General features: G+C 65.8%; 17 protein-coding genes. 11 read left to right on the top strand and 6 right to left on the bottom strand.

From position 1 onward, the window contains the following. Positions 1–31 precede the first annotated feature (31 nt). Together NLM25_RS41840 and NLM25_RS41835 are read right to left on the bottom strand one after the other, a co-directional pair. Positions 32–1,645, bottom strand: coding sequence for an MDR family MFS transporter (locus NLM25_RS41840; RefSeq protein ID WP_256570813.1), 1,614 nt, complete (start codon positions 1,643–1,645; stop codon positions 32–34). Further along, on the bottom strand, positions 1,593–2,852 hold the full coding sequence (locus NLM25_RS41835; protein WP_254140809.1) for an HlyD family secretion protein: 1,260 nt from the start codon (positions 2,850–2,852) through the stop codon (positions 1,593–1,595). Before NLM25_RS41835 ends, NLM25_RS41840 begins: the two co-directional genes overlap by 53 nt. Positions 2,853–2,994: 142 nt before the next feature. On the opposite strand from NLM25_RS41835, the gene NLM25_RS41830 reads away from it, so the two are divergent. The 7 genes from NLM25_RS41830 (at position 2,995) to NLM25_RS41800 (ending at position 10,667) form a co-directional block, all read left to right on the top strand. Then, positions 2,995–3,603 (top strand): TetR/AcrR family transcriptional regulator, encoded by a 609-nt coding sequence (locus NLM25_RS41830; protein ID WP_375167869.1) that lies wholly within the window; start codon positions 2,995–2,997, stop codon positions 3,601–3,603. Between the two features lie 45 nt (positions 3,604–3,648). Continuing rightward, the gene (locus tag NLM25_RS41825; protein ID WP_254140807.1) at positions 3,649–4,110 is read left to right on the top strand and encodes a MarR family winged helix-turn-helix transcriptional regulator; all 462 of its coding nucleotides are present in this window, start codon (positions 3,649–3,651) and stop codon (positions 4,108–4,110) included. A 12-nt stretch (positions 4,111–4,122) separates the two neighbouring features. Next, positions 4,123–4,893 (top strand): enoyl-CoA hydratase, encoded by a 771-nt coding sequence (locus tag NLM25_RS41820; RefSeq protein ID WP_254140806.1) that lies wholly within the window; start codon positions 4,123–4,125, stop codon positions 4,891–4,893. 121 nt (positions 4,894–5,014) lie between these two features. After that, complete coding sequence (locus NLM25_RS41815; RefSeq protein ID WP_254123749.1) at positions 5,015–7,096, top strand: methyl-accepting chemotaxis protein; 2,082 nt, start codon at positions 5,015–5,017, stop codon at positions 7,094–7,096. A 127-nt stretch (positions 7,097–7,223) separates the two neighbouring features. Beyond that, entirely contained in the window at positions 7,224–8,165 is a 942-nt protein-coding gene (locus NLM25_RS41810; protein ID WP_254140805.1) for a dihydrodipicolinate synthase family protein, read from the top strand. Between the two features lie 424 nt (positions 8,166–8,589). After that, entirely contained in the window at positions 8,590–9,990 is a 1,401-nt protein-coding gene (locus NLM25_RS41805) for a selenium-binding family protein (protein WP_254123747.1), read from the top strand. Positions 9,991–10,073: 83 nt separating this feature from the next. Beyond that, entirely contained in the window at positions 10,074–10,667 is a 594-nt protein-coding gene (locus NLM25_RS41800) for a hypothetical protein (protein ID WP_254141357.1), read from the top strand. Between the two features lie 3 nt (positions 10,668–10,670). Here NLM25_RS41800 and NLM25_RS41795 read toward each other — a convergent pair whose 3' ends face one another. Genes NLM25_RS41795 through NLM25_RS41785 form a run of 3 tightly spaced genes read right to left on the bottom strand, consistent with a single transcriptional unit; the run spans position 10,671 to position 13,249 of the window. Then, positions 10,671–11,369, bottom strand: a complete 699-nt coding sequence (locus NLM25_RS41795) for a DUF1045 domain-containing protein (RefSeq protein WP_254140804.1) — start codon at positions 11,367–11,369, stop codon at positions 10,671–10,673. A gap of 18 nt (positions 11,370–11,387) precedes the next feature. Then, positions 11,388–12,581 carry an alpha-D-ribose 1-methylphosphonate 5-triphosphate diphosphatase gene (locus tag NLM25_RS41790; RefSeq protein ID WP_254140803.1) on the bottom strand — a complete coding sequence of 398 codons (1,194 nt, stop codon included), beginning with the start codon at positions 12,579–12,581 and terminating at the stop codon, positions 11,388–11,390. Then, entirely contained in the window at positions 12,578–13,249 is a 672-nt protein-coding gene (locus NLM25_RS41785) for a chloramphenicol acetyltransferase (protein ID WP_254140802.1), read from the bottom strand. Before NLM25_RS41785 ends, NLM25_RS41790 begins: the two co-directional genes overlap by 4 nt. Before the next feature lie 174 nt (positions 13,250–13,423). Between NLM25_RS41785 and phnC the strand changes: the two genes are divergently transcribed. The 4 genes from phnC (at position 13,424) to phnE (NLM25_RS41765) (ending at position 17,035) form a co-directional block, all read left to right on the top strand. Beyond that, positions 13,424–14,233, top strand: a complete 810-nt coding sequence (gene phnC / locus NLM25_RS41780; RefSeq protein WP_254140801.1) for a phosphonate ABC transporter ATP-binding protein — start codon at positions 13,424–13,426, stop codon at positions 14,231–14,233. Positions 14,234–14,291: 58 nt separating this feature from the next. Next, positions 14,292–15,227, top strand: a complete 936-nt coding sequence (gene phnD / locus NLM25_RS41775) for a phosphonate ABC transporter substrate-binding protein (RefSeq protein WP_254123742.1) — start codon at positions 14,292–14,294, stop codon at positions 15,225–15,227. Between the two features lie 78 nt (positions 15,228–15,305). Continuing rightward, positions 15,306–16,190: a phosphonate ABC transporter, permease protein PhnE gene (gene phnE / locus NLM25_RS41770; protein ID WP_254140800.1), complete on the top strand. Its 885-nt coding sequence runs from the start codon at positions 15,306–15,308 to the stop codon at positions 16,188–16,190. Continuing rightward, entirely contained in the window at positions 16,187–17,035 is an 849-nt protein-coding gene (gene phnE / locus NLM25_RS41765) for a phosphonate ABC transporter, permease protein PhnE (protein ID WP_254140799.1), read from the top strand. Before phnE (NLM25_RS41770) ends, phnE (NLM25_RS41765) begins: the two co-directional genes overlap by 4 nt. A gap of 163 nt (positions 17,036–17,198) precedes the next feature. On the opposite strand, the gene phnF is transcribed toward phnE (NLM25_RS41765), so the two are convergent. Then, on the bottom strand, positions 17,199–17,927 hold the full coding sequence (gene phnF / locus NLM25_RS41760; RefSeq protein WP_254140798.1) for a phosphonate metabolism transcriptional regulator PhnF: 729 nt from the start codon (positions 17,925–17,927) through the stop codon (positions 17,199–17,201). Between the last annotated feature and the right edge of the window lie 74 nt (positions 17,928–18,001).

Genomic DNA, 18,001 nt, shown 5'->3' with positions numbered 1-18,001 from the left:
CTCTCCCCGCGAGCGGGGAGAGGGAGAGTAACTAATGCGCCGGTCCGCCTGCCGCCTTCACGCGCCGGGTCAGCAGCACCGCGATCGCGGCGATCACCAGCACCACGCCGATCACGGCAAAGGCGTCGGAATAGCCCATCACCAGCGCCTGGCGTTTCACCGTCTTGCCGAGCGCGATGATGGCCTGCTCGCGCGCGGCGTTGGGGTCGGGCACGCCGTGGGCCATGAAGTAGTTCGTCATCTGCGCGATGCGGGCGCGGACTTCCTCGCGGCCGAGCGTGACCGACTGGCCGATGATGTTGGAGTGGAACTGCTCGCGCTTGGTGATGATGGTGGCGAGCGTCGCCGTGCCGATCGCGCCGCCGAGATTGCGGAACATGTTGCTGATGCCGGACGCTGCGGCCGCGTCCTGCGGCGCGATGCCGCCCGTCAGCACCGAGGTCAGCGGCGTCAGCACCATGGCCTGGCCCACGGCGCGCACGATGTTCGGAATCCAGAGCTGGTCGCCGGCATAGTCCGGCGACATCGCCGTGTTCATGAAGCAGCTATAGGCGAAGATCAGAAGGCCGGTGATCGCGATGTAGCGCGTATCGAAGCGCTGCATCAGTTTCGGGATCAGCGGGATCAGCACCAGCTGCGGCAGGCCGGTCCAGGCCAGCACGTTGCCGATCTGCTCGGCATTGTAGCCCTGGGCCTGGCCGAGATACGCCGGCAGGATGTAGACCGAGCCGAACAGCGCGAAGCCGACCATGGTCATCGCGACGGTGCCGAAGCCGAAATTGCGCTGCGTCAGCAGACGCAGCCGGATCAGCGGCTTCTCGATCGACAGCTCGATCGCGACGAACAGCGTGAGGCTGACGGCCGCGATGATAGCGAGCTTGACGATGAAGGGCGAGGAGAACCAGTCGTCCTTGTTGCCTTCCTCGAGCACGGCCTGCAGCGCGGACAGCCCGATCGCCATGGTAACAATGCCGGCCCAGTCGCCTTCCCTCAACAGGCCAAGCTGCATCTTCTGCCGCTCCAGCGTCAGATAGAGCGCGGCCACCATCACCGCGGTCGGGATGACGTTGACGAAGAAGATGGTACGCCAGCCATAGTTTTCCGTGAGGTAGCCGCCGATGGTCGGACCGATCGCGGGGGCAAAGGTGACGGACAGCGCGAAGATCGCGAGCCCCACTGGCTGCTGCGGCTTCGGCAGCTTGGTCAGCACCAGCGTGAACGCCATCGGGATCAGCACGCCACCGGCAAAGCCTTGCAGGCCGCGCATCGCGATCATCGAGGGCAGGTCATGCGTGAAGGCGCAGGCGACCGAGAACGCCGCGAACAGCGTCGCGCTCGCCAGCATGTAGCGGCGGAACGAGAACACGCGGCTGAGGTAATCGGTCAGCGGGATCACGATGATCTCGCCGATCAGATACGACGTCGAGATCCAAGAGCCGTTGTCGGCACCGGTGCCGATGCCGCCCTCGATGTTGGCCAGCGACGCGTTGGTGATCTGTATGTTCAGGATCGCCATGAACGAGCCGATCATGGCGGCCAGTACGGCAATCCAGACCGCGGCGCTCGCGCTGTTGGGATCCGCGACGGGTCGATCAGACGTCGCGGCCGATGTTGCTGGCGTCGAAAGTGAGAGGCTGTTTGACATGGCACGACCCTCCGGAAACGAGCTTTGCCTTGGGCTTTGCATTGGGTGCGTCGGCCGCATTCGCGGCCGGCGCGGTCGAACGTGTGGCAATGGTCGGGATCACGGACATGCCGGGCCGCAGCGCGATTGCGGGTCCATGCGCGGCGTCGAGCGCGATCTTGACCGGGATGCGCTGCACCACCTTGGTGAAATTGCCGGTGGCATTATCCGGCGGCAGCAGCGCGAACTCCTGGCCGCTGGCCGGCGCGATGGAATCGACGTGCCCGTGAACCACCTGGCCCGGGAAGGTGTCGACCTCGATATCGACGGTCTGGCCCGGCTGCACGTGGGTGAGCTGCGTCTCCTTGAAATTGGCGACGACATAGGCGCCGTCAGTCGGCACGATCGCCATCAGCTGCGTTCCTGCCTGCACGAACTGGCCGATACGCAAGGAGCGGTTGCCGACCACGCCGTCGATCGGGGAGACGATCGTGGTGTAGCCGAGATTGAGCTCGGCCTGACGCTGGAGTGCGGCCGCGCGCGCGGCGGCGGCCCTGGCCTGCAAGATCTCGGCCTTCAAGAGGTCGATCTGCTTCAACGCAGAGGCGAGGTTGGCGTTGTCGCGCGCGATTGCGGCGTCGGCGCCGGCGTTGCGCGCCTGCGCCTGCTGCGCATTCTGCACGCTGCCGTAGCCCGTCGCGGCGAGGTCGCTGTAGCGCTTGTTTTCCTGGCTTGCGAAGGTCTTCGCGGCCGTGTCGACATCGATGGTCGCCTTTGCGGCCGCGATCACCGCCTGCTGAACGTCGAGCTGCGCTTCCTTGCTCGTCACCGTCGCATTCGCGGCGGCGACGTCGGCCCTGGCCTGGTCGAGCGCGACGCGGAAGTCGCGATCGTCGATCCTGGCCAGCACCTGGCCGGTCTTCACATGCTCGTTATCGCCGACCATGACGCGGTCGAGATAGCCGCTGACCTTCGGCGCGATCGTCGTGTTGTCGGCCTTCACATAGGCGTCATCGGTGGAGACGAGGTACTGCCCGACAGTCCAGTAGTCGTAGCCGTACCAGCTTGCACCGGCCAGTGCGACGAGCGCCGCACCCATCAGCAATAGCTTGCGAAGGTTGAGCTTTTGCCGGCGCACGCCGGTCGGCGCGGCGGGCAGGACGCCCTCCAGCGCGGTCGCGGGAATGGCGGTTTGGGTGGCAGCAGATGGGGCGGTGTGGACGGTCATGGCCGGCTCCCCTGAATTAGGAAACTTGATAATTTCCAAAATGCGACTAGCTTTGGAATTGTCAATGGAATGACAGGCGTCATTTAAAAGCATGGCTCAGGCAAAATCGGATAGCGGATGCCGCCCCCGCGGGCGGCCGCAATTGCGCAGCGACGAGGAGACGAAGCAGATCGTCCTCGACGCCGCGCGTCACGCCTTCGCTGTCGACGGCTACGCGGCGACCAGCACGGAAGAGCTCGCGCGCCGCGCCGGCATCTCGACGAAGACCCTGTATCGTCTCTTTCCCGGCAAGGCCGCGCTGTTCGAGGCGATGTGCGCCGACCGGCTCGAACGGCTGCTGTCCGCCGTCGATCTCCAGGCCAGCGACGCGGTCGACATCGAAACGGGCCTGCGCGCCGCGCTGATGGCCTGCGCCGATCTTGCGCTCGATCCCGAAGTCGTGGCGCTCCAGCGCATGGTGCTGCAGGAATCGGCTGCGTTCCCTGAGCTCGCCGCCAATTTCTACAACAACGGCATTTCCCGCACCGCCAGGGCGCTTGCCGGCTGGCTGCGCATCCAGGTCAAGCGCAAGCGCATCGCCATCGACGATGCGGAGGAAGTCGCCGGCATGCTGATCGGCATGGTGGCATCGGCGCCGCAGCGTGCGGCGATCTATGGCGGCATGCCGCTGCCGTCGCGCAAGCATATCGAGCGCCGGGTGCAGACCTGTGCGGCCCTGTTCCTCGACGGCTGCCGCGCCAAATCGCCCTAGCGGCTATCCTTTGACAATCCCGTTTGGCCCGGCTATCTACTTCGCATGCGAAATAATACGACCGCAGCGAGGCATCACCGGCTGATCTACCTGTTGAGCGTTGCGCAGCGGCGGTTGCAGCGCTGGATGGCGGCGCAGCCCGCGAGCGAGGTGACGCCCGCGCAAGCGGGGCTGCTGTTCATCCTCGGCAAGCAGGACGGCGTCCTGATGGGCGAGGCGGGCGCGGCGCTCGACATGGGGCCGGCCGGCATCTCGGGGCTCGTCGATCGCAGTGCTGCGGCGAGGCTGGTCGAGCGGCGGGCGGATCGCGAGGATGGGCGGGCCTGGCGCGTGTGGCTGACGCCGAAGGGGCGCACCGCGCTGGCGCAGGCGAAGACCGATGCGGCGCAAATCAACGCGGCGTTGACGGAGGGATTTACCAGCGCGGAGATCGATATCGTCGCGCGCTGGCTGACCAGCATTCAGGACAAGTTTCCAAGAGATTTTTCAAGAGACCCAGAGGAATAAGAGGAGAGACCCATGACCGAGCACGTCCGAATCGAGAACAACGGCGGAATTCTCACGCTGACCCTGGCGCGCCCCGACAAGAAGAACGCGCTGACGGATGCGATGTACGGCAAGCTCGCCGACACCATCGAATCCGCCGAGTTCGATCCGTCCGCCCGTGTGGTCCTGATCCGCGGCGAGGGTGACATGTTCACCGCCGGCAACGATGTCGGTGAATTCGCCGCCGTCGCAGCCGGCAAGTCCGAGGGAAGCCGCAACGTCGTGCGCTTCATCCAGTCGCTGGCGCGCTGCACCCGTCCGCTGGTCGCGGCCGTGCAGGGCCGCGCCGTCGGCGTCGGCACCACGATGCTGCTGCATTGCGACCTCGTCGTGCTCGCCGACAATGCGCAATTGTCGACGCCCTTCGTCAGTCTCGCGCTGGTGCCGGAGGCGGCCTCCAGCCTGCTGATGCCGGCGCGCATCGGCTACGCCCGCGCCTACGAGATGTTCGCGCTGGGCGAGACCGTACCGGCCAGGTCCGCGCTGGAATGGGGCCTTGCCAACCGGGTGGTGCCGCTCGACAGGCTCGATGCCGAGGCGCTCGCGCTGGCCCAGCGACTTGCCCGCCAGCCGGCCGGCGCGCTCACCGCCACCAAGAAACTGATGCGCAATGGCGAGGCCCTGGTCGCCCAGATGCAGGCCGAAGGCGAGCAATTCGGACAGCGTTTGCGCACCGCCGAGGCGCGCGAAGCGTTCACGGCGTTTGCGGAACGCCGTCCGCCCGATTTCACCAAGGTTGCCTGATTTCGCTAGCGGAAAGCTTGGGCAGGCCGGGAGTTCCCGGCAATTTGACTAAAGCCTTAACCGATCCTTGGCATGTCGCGATGCAGGGTGGCCAGCAGTACCAAGCAGGCCCCCTGACCCCATGGCAATGTTCAAGAAATCGGTAAGCTCGCTTCTCCTGACGCTGATGGCCTTGTTGGCCGCCGGTGCACTCGCGTCGACGGCGTTCCAGATGGTCGGCGCCTTCGGTCGCTACAGCGACAGTTTAGAGACCGCGCGGCTTGCCGCCGCCGACAAGGCGATCTTCCACGGGGTGCTCGCGCTCCGCAACAATCGCGGCGATGCCCAGAGCGCCATCCTCGGCGAGGACGATCCGCGGGCCAAGCTCGAAGCGGCGGAGAAAGCCGAGCAGGGTGGCTTTGACGGGATCAATGCCGCGCTTGCCACCATTGAATTCGCCCGCCGCGACGAGCTCGCCAGCACGCTGAAGCAGCGCTGGAGCGATGCCGCGCCGCAATTCCAGTTGTTCTACGACGAGGCCAAGCGTCCGCGCGCCGAGCGCAAGATCGAGCGGACCAATTCCTGGTACGATGCCGTCACCAAGGTCATCGACACGGCGAACCTCGCCTCCACCGCAGTGTCGAACCGCGCCTGGATGAACGACCCCTACATCGCCCGCATGATCCAGGTTCGCCGCTTTGCCTGGCAGGTGCGCGACCGCTACGGCATCCATTGCTCGTCGCTTCGCTCGAACGTCAACACCAGCAAGCCGCTCGACGACGCCCAGAAGCGGTCCGTGGCGCAATGGGACGGCACCATCACCTCCGGCTGGGCCGGCATGGCCGAGCTGCTGGCTGCGCCTGACGTGACGGCGGAGCTGGTGACGGCGGCGACGGACGCGAAGGCCAAGACCGACGGCGTCCTCAAGCAGATCGGCGAGCTCACCAGGAATCTCGACGGCAGCGGCAAGCCCGCGATGCCCGCCGCGGAGTGGAACACGCTTTGCCAGTCGCCTTTCGCTCTCATTGTCGGGGTCGCAAACAAGGCGCTGGATCAGTCGATCGCGCGTGCCGAGGCCGTGCAGGCCAAGGCGCTCACCAACCTCATCGTGCAGTCGCTCGCTTTCCTGCTCGCACTCGCCGTGACCCTCGCCGGCGTGTACGTGGTGCGCAATCGCCTGATGCGCCCGGTTCGCGCCATCCTGGATGCCATCGCACGCATTGGCGCGCGCGATTACGCCACGCCGGTGCCGCAGTCGAAATATCCCGACGAGTTCGGCACCATGGCCGCCGCGCTCGAAAGCCTGCGTGAGAGCGCGGCGACCGCCGAGCGGCTGGGCCAGGAACGCGAATCGCAGCAGGCGCTGCAACTGGCCCGCTCCGGTACCGTGGACGACGCATGCCGCAGCTTCGACGACACCGTGCAGGCGGTGATCCACAGCGTCGCCGCGTCGGCGCGGGAGCTCGATGCGACGGCGACCGATGTGCGCACGCTGGTATCAGAGTCGACCAGCCAGACCGCGGCAGTCTCCTCCGCGGCCGAGCAGGCCACCAACAATCTCGAGACCATCGCGGCCGCGACCGAGGAACTCTCCGCGTCCGTCGGCGAGATCTCCGCACAGGTGCAGTCGAGCGCGCGCGAGGCCCGCGAGGCCGTCTCGCAGGCCGAGCGGACCAACGCGACGGTCGAGATCCTCGATCAGACCGCCAGCCGCATCGGCGAGGTCGTGAAGATGATCAACGCCATTGCCGGCCAGACCAATCTCCTGGCGCTGAACGCCACCATCGAGGCCGCGCGTGCGGGCGAGGCCGGCCGCGGCTTTGCCGTGGTCGCCGGCGAGGTCAAGAGCCTCGCCGCGCAGACCGCGACCGCGACTGAAGAAATCTCGCGCCAGGTCGAGGAGATCCAGGGCGCGACGGGTGAGGCCGTGACCGCCATCCGCTCGATCGGCGGCGCCATCAGCGGCATCGACGAGAAGATGACGGCGATCGCTGCCGCCGTCGAGCAGCAGCGCGCGGCCACCACCGAGATCTCGCGCAACTTCCAGCAGGCAGCCCAGGGCACCCGCGAGGTGACCGACACCATCGGCAGCGTTGCAAAACTCAACCAGGAGACCGGCAATGCCGGCACGGTGCTGTCCGATTCCGTGAAGAAGATGTCGGCCGACGCCGATCGTCTTCGCGTCGCGGTCGAGGGCTTCCTGGGGGCCGTGAAGACCGCGTAAGTTCGTTTCTCATCCATCCCGGCGTCGCGCGAACGGCATTGCCGTCGTCTCGCGCGGCGAGTACATCTGTGACGCCGCGCCACGCGTGCGTTGCAGATGTAAGAGCGCATCAGGGATGGAGAGTTCGATGCCGGTCACGCCACACAACAAGACCCAGCGCCCCTATCGCGGCGTGTTCCCGGTCGCGCCCACCATCTTCGACGAGCGCGGCGAGCTCGACCTTGAGGGCCAGCGCCGCTGCATCGATTTCATGATCGACGCCGGCTCGAACGGCCTCTGCATCCTCGCCAATTTCTCCGAGCAGTTCGTGCTCACCGATGCCGAGCGCGAAGCCGTGATGCACGCGGTACTGGAGCACGTCGCGGGTCGGGTTCCCGTGATCGTCACCACCACGCATTTCAGCTCCGCCGTCTGTGCCGCGCGCAGCCAGCAGGCAGAAGCTGCGGGTGCCGCCATGGTGATGGTGATGCCGCCCTATCACGGTGCGACCTTCCGCGTGCCCGAGAAGGGCATCGTCGAATTCTTCAAGGTGCTGTCGGGCGCCATCAACATTCCCATCATGATCCAGGACGCGCCGGTGGCCGGCACGCCGCTGTCGGTCGAGCTGCTCGCGCGGCTGGCGCGCGAACTCTCCAACATCCGCTACTTCAAGATCGAGGTGCCCGGCGCCGCCGCAAAGCTGCGCAGCCTGATCGAGGCGGGCGGCAAGGACATCGAGGGTCCGTGGGATGGCGAGGAAGCCATCACATTGCTCGCCGATCTCGATGCGGGCGCGACCGGCGCGATGACCGGCGGCGGCTATCCCGACGGTATCCGCCAGATCATCGATCCCTATTTCGCCGGCAAGCGCGAGGAAGCGAAAGCCGCCTACGAGCGCTGGCTGCCGCTGATCAATTACGAGAACCGCCAATGCGGCCTGATCGCCTGCAAGGCGATGATGCAGGCCGGCGGCGTGATCAAGTCGGACGCCGTGCGGCATCCGTTGCAGCCGCTGCACCCGGCGACGCGGGCGGGGCTGCTGGAGCTGGCCAAGGAGCGCGATGCGCTGGCGCTACGGTGGGGCAGGTAGCGCGCCATTCGTTCTACTGCCGTGGTTATCTCAGCCGTCGTCCCGGACAAGCGCAGCTCCCGACAACGCGTAGCGTTGTCTAGAGCGGAGCGCTGATCCGGGACCCATGACCACAGGGAGTGGTTTGACGAAGGCTCGGGTTGCCAGCCTTGCACCGTAACTTCTCCCTGGGGCTATGGGTCCCTGCGTGCGCAGGGACGACAGGGAATGAGACGCCCGAGCGTTCCGCCTATCCCGCCGGCTTGCATTTCGGCTGAAGGCGTCGAATTAGCGCGGTCCGGGCGGTTCCCCGCAGCCCGGCGATGACATATTGTACGCTCGCCAACCGGACCTACGGAGCGTTTCGCGACATCGCGCAACAACTTCATTATGCCGCTATCCCGAGCCAGGTTGGCACGAACCGACAGAACAGGGAGGCAGTGCCATGACGATGAGGCCGGATCCCACCTTTCACGCATCGCCCAAGCTTGCGATGGAAGCACCTGCGGAGAACTTTGCCTACACGTTGCTGCTCAGTCCGGATTTCTCAAAGCCGGATGCTCTCGCGGTCATCGACGTCAAGCCGGGATCGCCGACCTACAGCCAGATCGTCCACACCGTGACGATGCCCAACAAGGGCGATGAGTTTCATCACTTCGGCTGGAATGCCTGCTCCTCCGCCTTGTCGCCGCTCGCCGGACACGCCTTCATCGAGCGGCGCTATCTCATCATCCCCGGGATACGCTCGTCGCGGATCTACATCATCGACACCAAGCCCCATCCGATCCAGGCCAAGATCCACAAGATCATCGAGCCCGAGGAAATCTTCAAGAAGACCGGCTACTCGCGGCCGCACACCATCCACTGCGGTCCGGACGGCATCTACGTGAGCACGCTGGGCGGCGGCGGCAAGGACGGCACCAGCGGACCTCCCGGCGTCTTTATCATGGATTGCGAGACGTTCGAGGTCCTGGGACGCTGGGAGATCGACCGCGGTCCGCAGACGCTGCACTATGATTTCTGGTGGAATCTGCCGCGCGACTACATGGTGACGAGCGAATGGGCGTTGCCGCCGCAGTTCGAGAACGGGATCGTCCCGGAGGATCTGCTGTCGAACAAATATGGCCATCGTCTCCACTTCTGGGATCTTCGCGCCCGGCGCAATGTGCAGACCATCGACCTCGGCGCCAATCACCAGATGGCGCTGGAGGTGCGGCCGGCGCATGATCCGGTCCGCGAATACGGTTTTGCCGGCGTGGTGGTTGACACCACCAACCTCGAAGGTTCGATCTGGACCTGGTGGCGCGAGGGAGGGAAATTCCATGCCGAGAAGACGGCGACCATTCCGCCAGAGCCCGCAGCCAAGGAGAAGCTTCCGCCGCTGTTGCAGGGCTTTGGCGCCGTGCCGCCGCTGGTGACCGACATCGACCTGTCGATGGACGATAGATTCCTCTACGTCTCCTGTTGGGGCACCGGCGAGATGCGCCAGTACGATGTCAGCGATCCCAGAAAGCCCAAGCTTGCGGGTTCGGTGCATACCGGAGGCATCGTGCGCCGCGCGCCGCATCCGAACGGCAAGGCGTACGCAGGTGGCCCGCAGATGGTCGAGATCAGCCGCGACGGCAAGCGCGTGTACTGGACCAATTCGCTCTACTCCACCTGGGACGACCAGTTCTACCCCGATGGGGTTCCTGGCGTGGAGGTCATGGCCAATGTCGGTCGCAACGGCGGTCTTGAGCTCGACAAGAACTATTTCGTGAGCTTCCCAGACGGATATCGCGCGCACCAGATCAGGCTCGAGGGCGGCGATTGTTCGACGGACTCTTTTTGCTACCCGTCGGTCTAGATTGGGGACACGCGAGCCCGGCGCTTGGCTGGCTGTGGCTCGCGCTTGTTGCGAGCGGTCTCTATCACGGGGTCAACCCCGGAATGGGATGGCCGCTCGCCGTTTCGGCCGGGCTCATGGACAAGAGCCCGCGCGCGCTGTTCCGTGCGTTGTGGGCTCTGGCGGCCGGGCATCTGCTGGCAACACTTCTCGTGCTGCTGCCATTCGCGTTCCTGCTCGTGCTGGCCGCGTGGCAGCGTCCCATCCAGCTCGGCGCGAGCCTTCTCGTCATCGGCTTCGGCATCTACCGGCTGATCGCGCGGCGCCATCCCCGCGCGCTGGCACGAATTCCGCCGACGCAATTGGCGCTCTGGTCGTTTGCGGTCGCCATTGCCCACGGTGCCGCCCTGATGCTCGTGCCGATCTATCTCGGGCTCTGCCGGGCCTTCGAGCTCGATGCCGGCCATGAAGCCGCCGGGGCGCTGATGAAGGCAAGTCTCGGGATGGCGGTGTTGGTGTCCCTGGTGCACGTTATTGCCATGGTCAGCGCCGGCGGATGTCTGGCGTGGCTGGTCTACCGCCATCTGGGACTGAAGTTCGTCTCGCGAAGCTGGTTCAATCTGGATGCGGTCTGGGCAGCCAGCCTCGTTCTGGTCGGCGCGGTGGCGCTCGCCTTCAATCTTGCGAGCTGGCGTTGAGGTCTACCGCGCCAATGCCCACTCGCCGATGATGCGGAAGCGCGCCTCGGCATCATCCTGCTTGAACAGCGCGATGCGATCGATTGCCAGCGTGTCGAGATCGAGCGTCGCAAACCTCGCGCGCAGCATCTCCAGTATCGGTCCGCGCCGCTCCGCATCCAGCCGCCCCGTCAGCGTCATGTGGAAGCGGAATTCTTCCATCACGTAAGGGTAACCCCAGCGGTCGAGATAGTCGCGCTGTCGCTCGGGTAGCCGTTCGGGCTTGCGCCGCGCGCGGTCTTCCGCCGTCAGGGCCGGACGAAAGCAATCGAATTCGCGGACACAATCGGCGGCAAGTTGCTGGAGCGCACCGACCGGCTCGGCCGGAATCACCGCAATGAAGCCGCTGATGGAATCGACGACCGGGCGGATTGACGGGATCGGCCGCGCCTTGCCGGCGAATGTCGCGCAGGCTGCGACGAGCTCGGTCTCGGTTTTGCCGGGCGCCAGTGCCATCGGCGCCTTCAGCGTGGCATGAAAGCCGTATTTGCGGGGATCGGCGCTGACGTCGCGCCAGTCCGGCGCAACACGCGATGCGCCGGCAGGGAACGGCACCTCGTTGCCGGTATAGGCATCATAGCCGAGCAGCTCGGCACCGAAGCGGGAGAGGGCGCTGTCGGCGCCGGCCGCAAAATAGATCGCGTAGCGGGGAAAACCTGTCATCGTCCGAACATAACCGGTTTATGCGGCGACGACAGCCTCGCGCGGCATCGTCGCCGCGGCGAGCAGCCGTGTCGCATCGGTGAGATGCACGAGCTTGCCGCCCGCGATCACGGCGATGAGCCGCGGCCGCAGCGGCGCGCTGTCGTCCACGAGCAGAATGTCGGCGCGGCGTCCTTCCGCGAGCACGCCGCGATCGGTGAGGCCGGTCGCGCGGGCCGGTCCCGCGGAGACCAGATCCCAGGCCTGCGTCAGTGGCAGCACGCCATCCGCGGCGAGCCGGAACGCCGCGAGAAGCTGCGCGGGATAGTAATAGTCCGACGCCAGCACCGAGCAGAGCCCCTTGGCGATCATGTCGGACGCCTTGGTCCAGCCGGTGTGGCTACCGCCGCGCACGACGTTCGGCGCGCCGTAGACGATGGCATCGCCGTGGCTTGCTGCCGCCCGCGCCGTCTCCTCGTTGATCGGGAATTCGGCGATGTCAGCGCCCAACTCGCGATACGCCTCGCGCATCGCCGGCGTCGCATCGTCATGCGAGAGCATCCGCACCTCGGCGGCACGGGCAGTCGCCGCAAGCCGCGACACGGAAGCCGGCACTTCACCGGCGCGCGAAAGCACACGCTCGACCAGCCGGTCGAATTCCTCGCCCGACAGGCCGGTGCGCTCCACCATGCGGTTGCGCTTGCGCGGCTTGGCCATGTCGCCAACCGTGCCGTCCATGTGGTCGTTGAAGGCGAACAGGTCGACGCGGCCCTCGGCGAGCCACTGGCCGATCTCGGTCTCGGCCTCGAGGTTGTAGGTCTCATGCCGGAGATGGAAGCGGGTGTCGGCAGCGAATTGCGGGCGCTGCCGCTCGATCGCTTCCATCAGCCCGCGCGCATTGGCGGCGCTGCGCAGGCCCGGCTCCCACGAGCAGGTCGTGGCGTGGAACACGGTGGTGATGCCGTTGCTGATCGCCTGGCGGTCACTGTCGGCGAGCGCGACGTCGATCGGGAAGTCGACGCCGGCGCGCGGCATCATCTGTCGCTCGAAGGCATCGCCATGCAGATCGACGATGCCGGGCAACACCAGCAGGTTGCGCGCATCGATCGCCAGCCGTGCCCGGCCGCGCGAGGCGTCGACCCCGGCAATGTTCGTTCCGGACACGAGAAGGGAGGTTTCGACGAGCTCGGAGCCGATCAGGGCCCGGCCGCCCTCGAGGAATATGTCTGTCACGCGACCGCGCTTCGTTTGCTGGCAGGAGAACTGGTGAGGGAGCTTGCCCGTGCTTCATATGTCGAGAGGAAATCTTCAATCCCGAGCTTGCGGAAATCGGGCAGTGCTTCACGCAATTTGTCGTGATCCCATTCCCACCAGGCGAGCCTGGCGAGCCGGCCGGCGATCTCTTCCGAGAACCGCCGCCGCACGACGCGCGCCGGATTGCCGGCGACGATGGTGTAAGCCGGCACGTCCTTGGTGACGATGGCGCCCGCCGCGATCACCGCGCCGGTGCCGATGTTGCGGCCCGGCAGCACGATGGCGCCATGGCCGATCCAGACGTCGTGGCCGATATGAACATGATGCTGGCGCCGCCAGTCGAAGAACTCGGCGTCGTCGCTCTCGCCGGGGAAATAGGCGCTGGAACGATAGGTGAAATGCGCCTGCGTCGCGCGATGCATCGGATGGTTGCCGGGGTTGATCCGCGTCATCGCCGCGATCGAGCAGAACTTTCCGATGGTGGTGTAGGTGATCTGGGCGTCGTTCACGACATAGGAGTAATCGCCCATCGTGACTTCATGCAGGATGGTGCGCGCGCCGACTTCGGTATAGCTGCCGAGCCTGGTCTCATGGAGCTTTGCCGAAGGGTCGATGGTCGGTTGGACCGAGAGCGTTTTGCCGGCCATGCTGCATCCGATTGATCGAGGGCGGGCGTACCTCTTCGAGCGGCCTGATGACAAAGTCATGACGGGACGATGACAGGGGATGAGGTGTGTAGGATCGCCGCACCGCAACGCGCGTGTCACACAAGTGTCAAGCGCCGGCGATAGCGGTGGGTCCCAGCTACTCTGGAGTCCTGCATGCTGGTGGTTGAAGGTCTGACGTGTCGCTTCGGCGCAAAGGCCGCGGTGGACGACGCTTCGTTTCAAATCTCCCCCGGCGGCTTCGTCGGTGTGATCGGGCGCTCCGGCGCCGGCAAGTCGACCATGCTGCGCATGATCAACCGCCTCGCGACGCCGACACAGGGCCGCATCCTGTTCGACGGTCTCGATGTCACTGCGCTGCGCGGCAAGGAGCTGCGGCAGTGGCGGGCGCGTTCGGCCATGATCTTCCAGCAGTTCAATCTGGTCGGCCGGCTCGATGTTCTCACCAACGTGCTGATGGGACGGCTCGCGACTATGCCGGCCTGGCGCTCGCTGACGCAGACCTGGCCCGAGCAGGACAAGGCGCTGGCGATGTCGGCGCTCGAGCAGTTCGACATCGCCTCGCTCGCCGCCCAGCGCGCTGACCAGCTCTCCGGCGGCCAGCAACAGCGTGTTGCGATCGCGCGCGCGCTGGTGCAACAGCCCGACATCATCCTCGCCGACGAGCCGATCGCCTCGCTCGATCCGCGCAACACCAAGATCGTCATGGATGCGTTGCTGCGCATCAACAAGCACTTCGGCATCACCGTGCTCTGCAACCTGCATTCGCTCGATCTCGCCCGCACCTATTGCGACCGCCTGATCGGTATGGCCGCCGGCCGCGTGGTGTTCGACGGCGCGCCGGCCGCGCTGACCGACCACGTTGCGCGCGAGCTCTACGATCTCGAAGCCGCCGACGTCATGGGCGGCATGCCTGTCCCGGCGCCCGAGGGCGTTCCGGCGCTCGGAACCGCCGCGGCGGCCTGAGCCGCACGTTTAATTGCCAGTTTTGCGTCAACCGACCCCAACCGACGAAGAGGGTATCATGATCACTCGCAGATTAATCCTTGCCGGCGCCGCCGCGCTCGCTTTCGCATCGTCGGCGTCCGCCGAGGACTGGAAAGCCAAATATCCCGAGCTGACCTTTGCGGTCGTCCCGGCCGAGAACGCCTCCGGCGTCACCGAGCGCTGGGCGCCGTTCATGAGTTATCTCTCCAAGGAACTGGGCGTGAAGGTCACGCTGCGCATCGCCAACGACTACGCCGCTGTCATCGAAGGCCAGCGCGCCGGCAACATCCATATCGCCAGCTACGGCTCGGCTTCGTTCGCCCGCGCCCGCCTGACCGGCGTCAAGACCGACGCTTTCGCCAACGATATCAACGCCGACGGCTCGACCGGCTACTATTCCGTGTTCTTCGTCAAGGCGAGCAGTGCCTACAAGAAGATCGACGACCTCAAGGGCAAGAACCTCGGCCTCGTCGATCCGAACTCGACGTCGGGCAACAACGTGCCGCGCTTCGAGCTCGACAAGATGGGCATCCCGGATGCCGACACCTATTTCAGCAAGGTCGTCTTCACCGGTAGCCACGAGAACGCGATGCTGGCGCTGGCGCAGGGCACGGTCGACGTCGCGGCCAACCAGTGGACCACCGACGACGATTCGACGCTGGCGCAGATGCTGACCAAGGGCATGCTGAAGAATGCCGACGGCTCGGCGATGAAGAAGGGCGACTTCCGCATCATCCACAAGTCGGCGCCGATCATCAACGGCCCCTACGCCTACAACTCGGACCTGCCGGACGATGCGAAGGCTGCCATCGCCAAGGCCTTCTTCGACGCGCCGGCGAAGGACAAGGCGGCGTTCGATCGCCTCCAGGACGGCCAGAAGAAGGGTTTTAATCACGCCACTACCAAGGACTGGGATGGCACGATCGAGCTGATCAAGTTCGTCGATGCGCTGCGCAAAAAGAAGGCGTCCTGAGCTTTCGGGACGACGCCACTGGAGCCGGGTCGATGGACCCGGCTCTTTCTCTTTTGACCATCCACTCTCCCTGACCCTATGACCGTCGCGGTTTCGATCCTCCCCGAGCAGCAATTGGACGCGCTGAACGCCGCGTACAACCAGGCGGTCGCGCGCAGGCGGCTCCGCCTCCTGCTGGGAGCAGTGATCTTCGCGGGAGCGCTGGTTCTCGCCGCGATCGGCGCGGAAGTGAATCTGCGCACGCTGTTCACCTATTTCGGCAATTTCATCAGCTATTTCGACCGCATCCTCACGCTCGACAGCGGCCAGCGGGTCTGGACCGATGTCGGCGAGTGGCTTTGGGGCTGGCGCAAATGGCTGAAGATGCTGGGCGAGACGCTGCTGATTTCCTATGTCGGCACGCTGATCGGTGCGACCTTCGCCTTCGCCCTGAATTTCCTGGCGGCCGAGAACACGTCGCCGTCGCCCTGGCTGCGCTTCGTGGTGCGTCGCCTGCTCGAATTCGCCCGCACCGTCCCCGGCATCGTCTTCGCGCTGATCTTCGTGATCGCCTTCGGGCTCGGGCCGATGGCCGGCGTGCTCGCGATCGCGATCCACTCCACCGGCGCACTCGGAAAACTGTTCTCGGAGATCGTCGAGAATGCCGACATGAAGCCGGTCGAAGGCATCCGCTCGACCGGCGCGAGCTGGCTGTCCTGCATGCGTTTTGCCGTGGTGCCGCAGGTGACCGCGGGCTATGCCAGCTACGCGCTGCTCCGCTTCGAGATCAACGTCCGCGAAGCCTCCGTCATGGGTTTCGTCGGCGCCGGCGGCATTGGCCAGGAGCTCGTCGTCGCCATCCGCAAGTTCTATTACTCCGACGTCAGCGCCATCCTGCTCACCATCATCCTCACCGTCTTCATCATCGACATCACCACGGGCTGGCTGCGCGGCCGCCTGTTCGGCAAGGAGGCGCGGACGTGACGGGGCCGCAGGAGATCGACACCGCGCGGATTCGCGCGCGCTACCCCGATGTGTTCGACCGGCCGGCCTCGGCGCGGCTCGCCATGCCGGCGATGATCGTCGCGGCGTTCGCGATCCTGGTTTACGGCCTCGTCGATCTCGACTTCTCGCCGTCGCGCCTTTTCGCAGGGCTGAGCCAGCTCGGCTGGATCAGCCTGATGATGATCCCGCCAGATCCCGGCTCCTCGTTGCCGATCTATCTGAAGGCGCTGGGCGAGACGCTGTCGATCGCGCTGCTCGGCACGACGCTGGCCGCCGTCTTCGCGCTTCCGGTCAGCCTGCTGGCCGCGCGCAACGTGGTGCCGTCGAAGATCCTGCGCTTCCCCGTGCGACGTTTCCTGGATTCGATCCGCGGCGTCGACACGCTGATCTGGGCGCTGGTGTGGATCAATGTGGTCGGGCTCGGCCCGTTCGCCGGCGTGCTCGCCATCGCCGTGTCGGATTTCGGCGCGTTCGGCAAGCTGTTCTCGGAGGCGATCGAGGGCGCGGACCAGAAGCAGGTCGAAGGCATCCGCGCCTCCGGCGGCAGCGCATTGCACGAGATCCGCTTCGGCCTGCTGCCGCAGGTCCTGCCCGTCATCGCCGGCCAGGTGCTATATTTCATCGAATCCAACACCCGCTCGGCCACCATCATCGGCATCGTCGGCGCCGGCGGCATCGGGCTCCAGCTCGCCGAGCAGATCCGCGTGCTGGAATGGCAGAAGGTGTCGTTCCTGATCCTGATGATTCTGGTTGCGGTCGCCGCGATCGATTTCATCTCGGGCAAGCTGCGCTTTGCGATCATCGGGCGAAGGGCTGTGGCGTAGCTTGCTTTATTCCCTTCTCCCCTTGTGGGAGAAGGTGGCGCGAAGCGCCGGATGAGGGGTCTGTCTCCTCAAGCTCTGATCGGAATTTGCGGAGACACACCCCTCACCCGTCTCGCCGCTACGCGGCGAGCCACCCTCTCCCACAAGGGGAGAGGGAAGAAGCCTACGACTCCACCAAAAACTCCACCCGTTCCGCCGCAAACCGCGAATGCTTCGTCACCAGCGGCTTGCCCTGGAGATCGTGGTCGGTCGCGTCGACCACGAGGATCGGCCGTCCCAGCGGGAGATCCAGTCGCGCGGCGTCGGTCGCGTCGACGATGCCGGCGGTGATCCGGGTCGCGCCGCGGCTGTAGTCGCGGACGCCGTAGTGCTCGAGCAGTTTCGTCATCGAACGCGTCGCGGCGAACACGTTGCCCGCACCCGGGAACAATTCCGCCGACAGCCAGGTGGTGGAGACGCAGATCGGCGTGCGGTCGGCAAGCCGTATCGCCTCGATCCGGACCAGCGGCGCGCCGGCCTTCAATCCCAGTTCCCGCGCCAGCTCGCGGGTCGCGACGTCGTCGGACGCTTCGATCAAACGGCCATGCGGCTCGCGGCCGTCGGCGCCGACGATCTCGGAAAAGCGGGTGCGCGAGCGCAGCGGATAGGCGAGGCGCTGCGCCTCGACATAGGTTCCGCTGCCGCGTTCGGCACGCACGATGCCGCGCTCGGCAAGCGCGGCGAGCGCGCGCCGCACGGTGTGGCGGTTCACCCGATAGGTTTCGGCGATCTCCATCTCGCCCGGCAGCTTGTCGCCGGCCGCAAAGCGGCCGTCGGCGATGCCGCGCTCGATGCCGTCGGCAACGAGGCGCCACAGCGCGACGCCCGAAGAGGCTGTGTCCTGCATGCTCATGTTGCCGCGAAGCCTACTTCAGAAATCACACGTTTGTCACGAAACAGTCATGGCGCTTCGGTATCAAGTTGTCT

The sequence above is a fragment of the Bradyrhizobium sp. CCGB01 genome (assembly GCF_024199795.1).
GTDB lineage: Bacteria > Pseudomonadota > Alphaproteobacteria > Rhizobiales > Xanthobacteraceae > Bradyrhizobium.
This window is presented reverse-complemented; position numbering and strand designations above follow the sequence as displayed.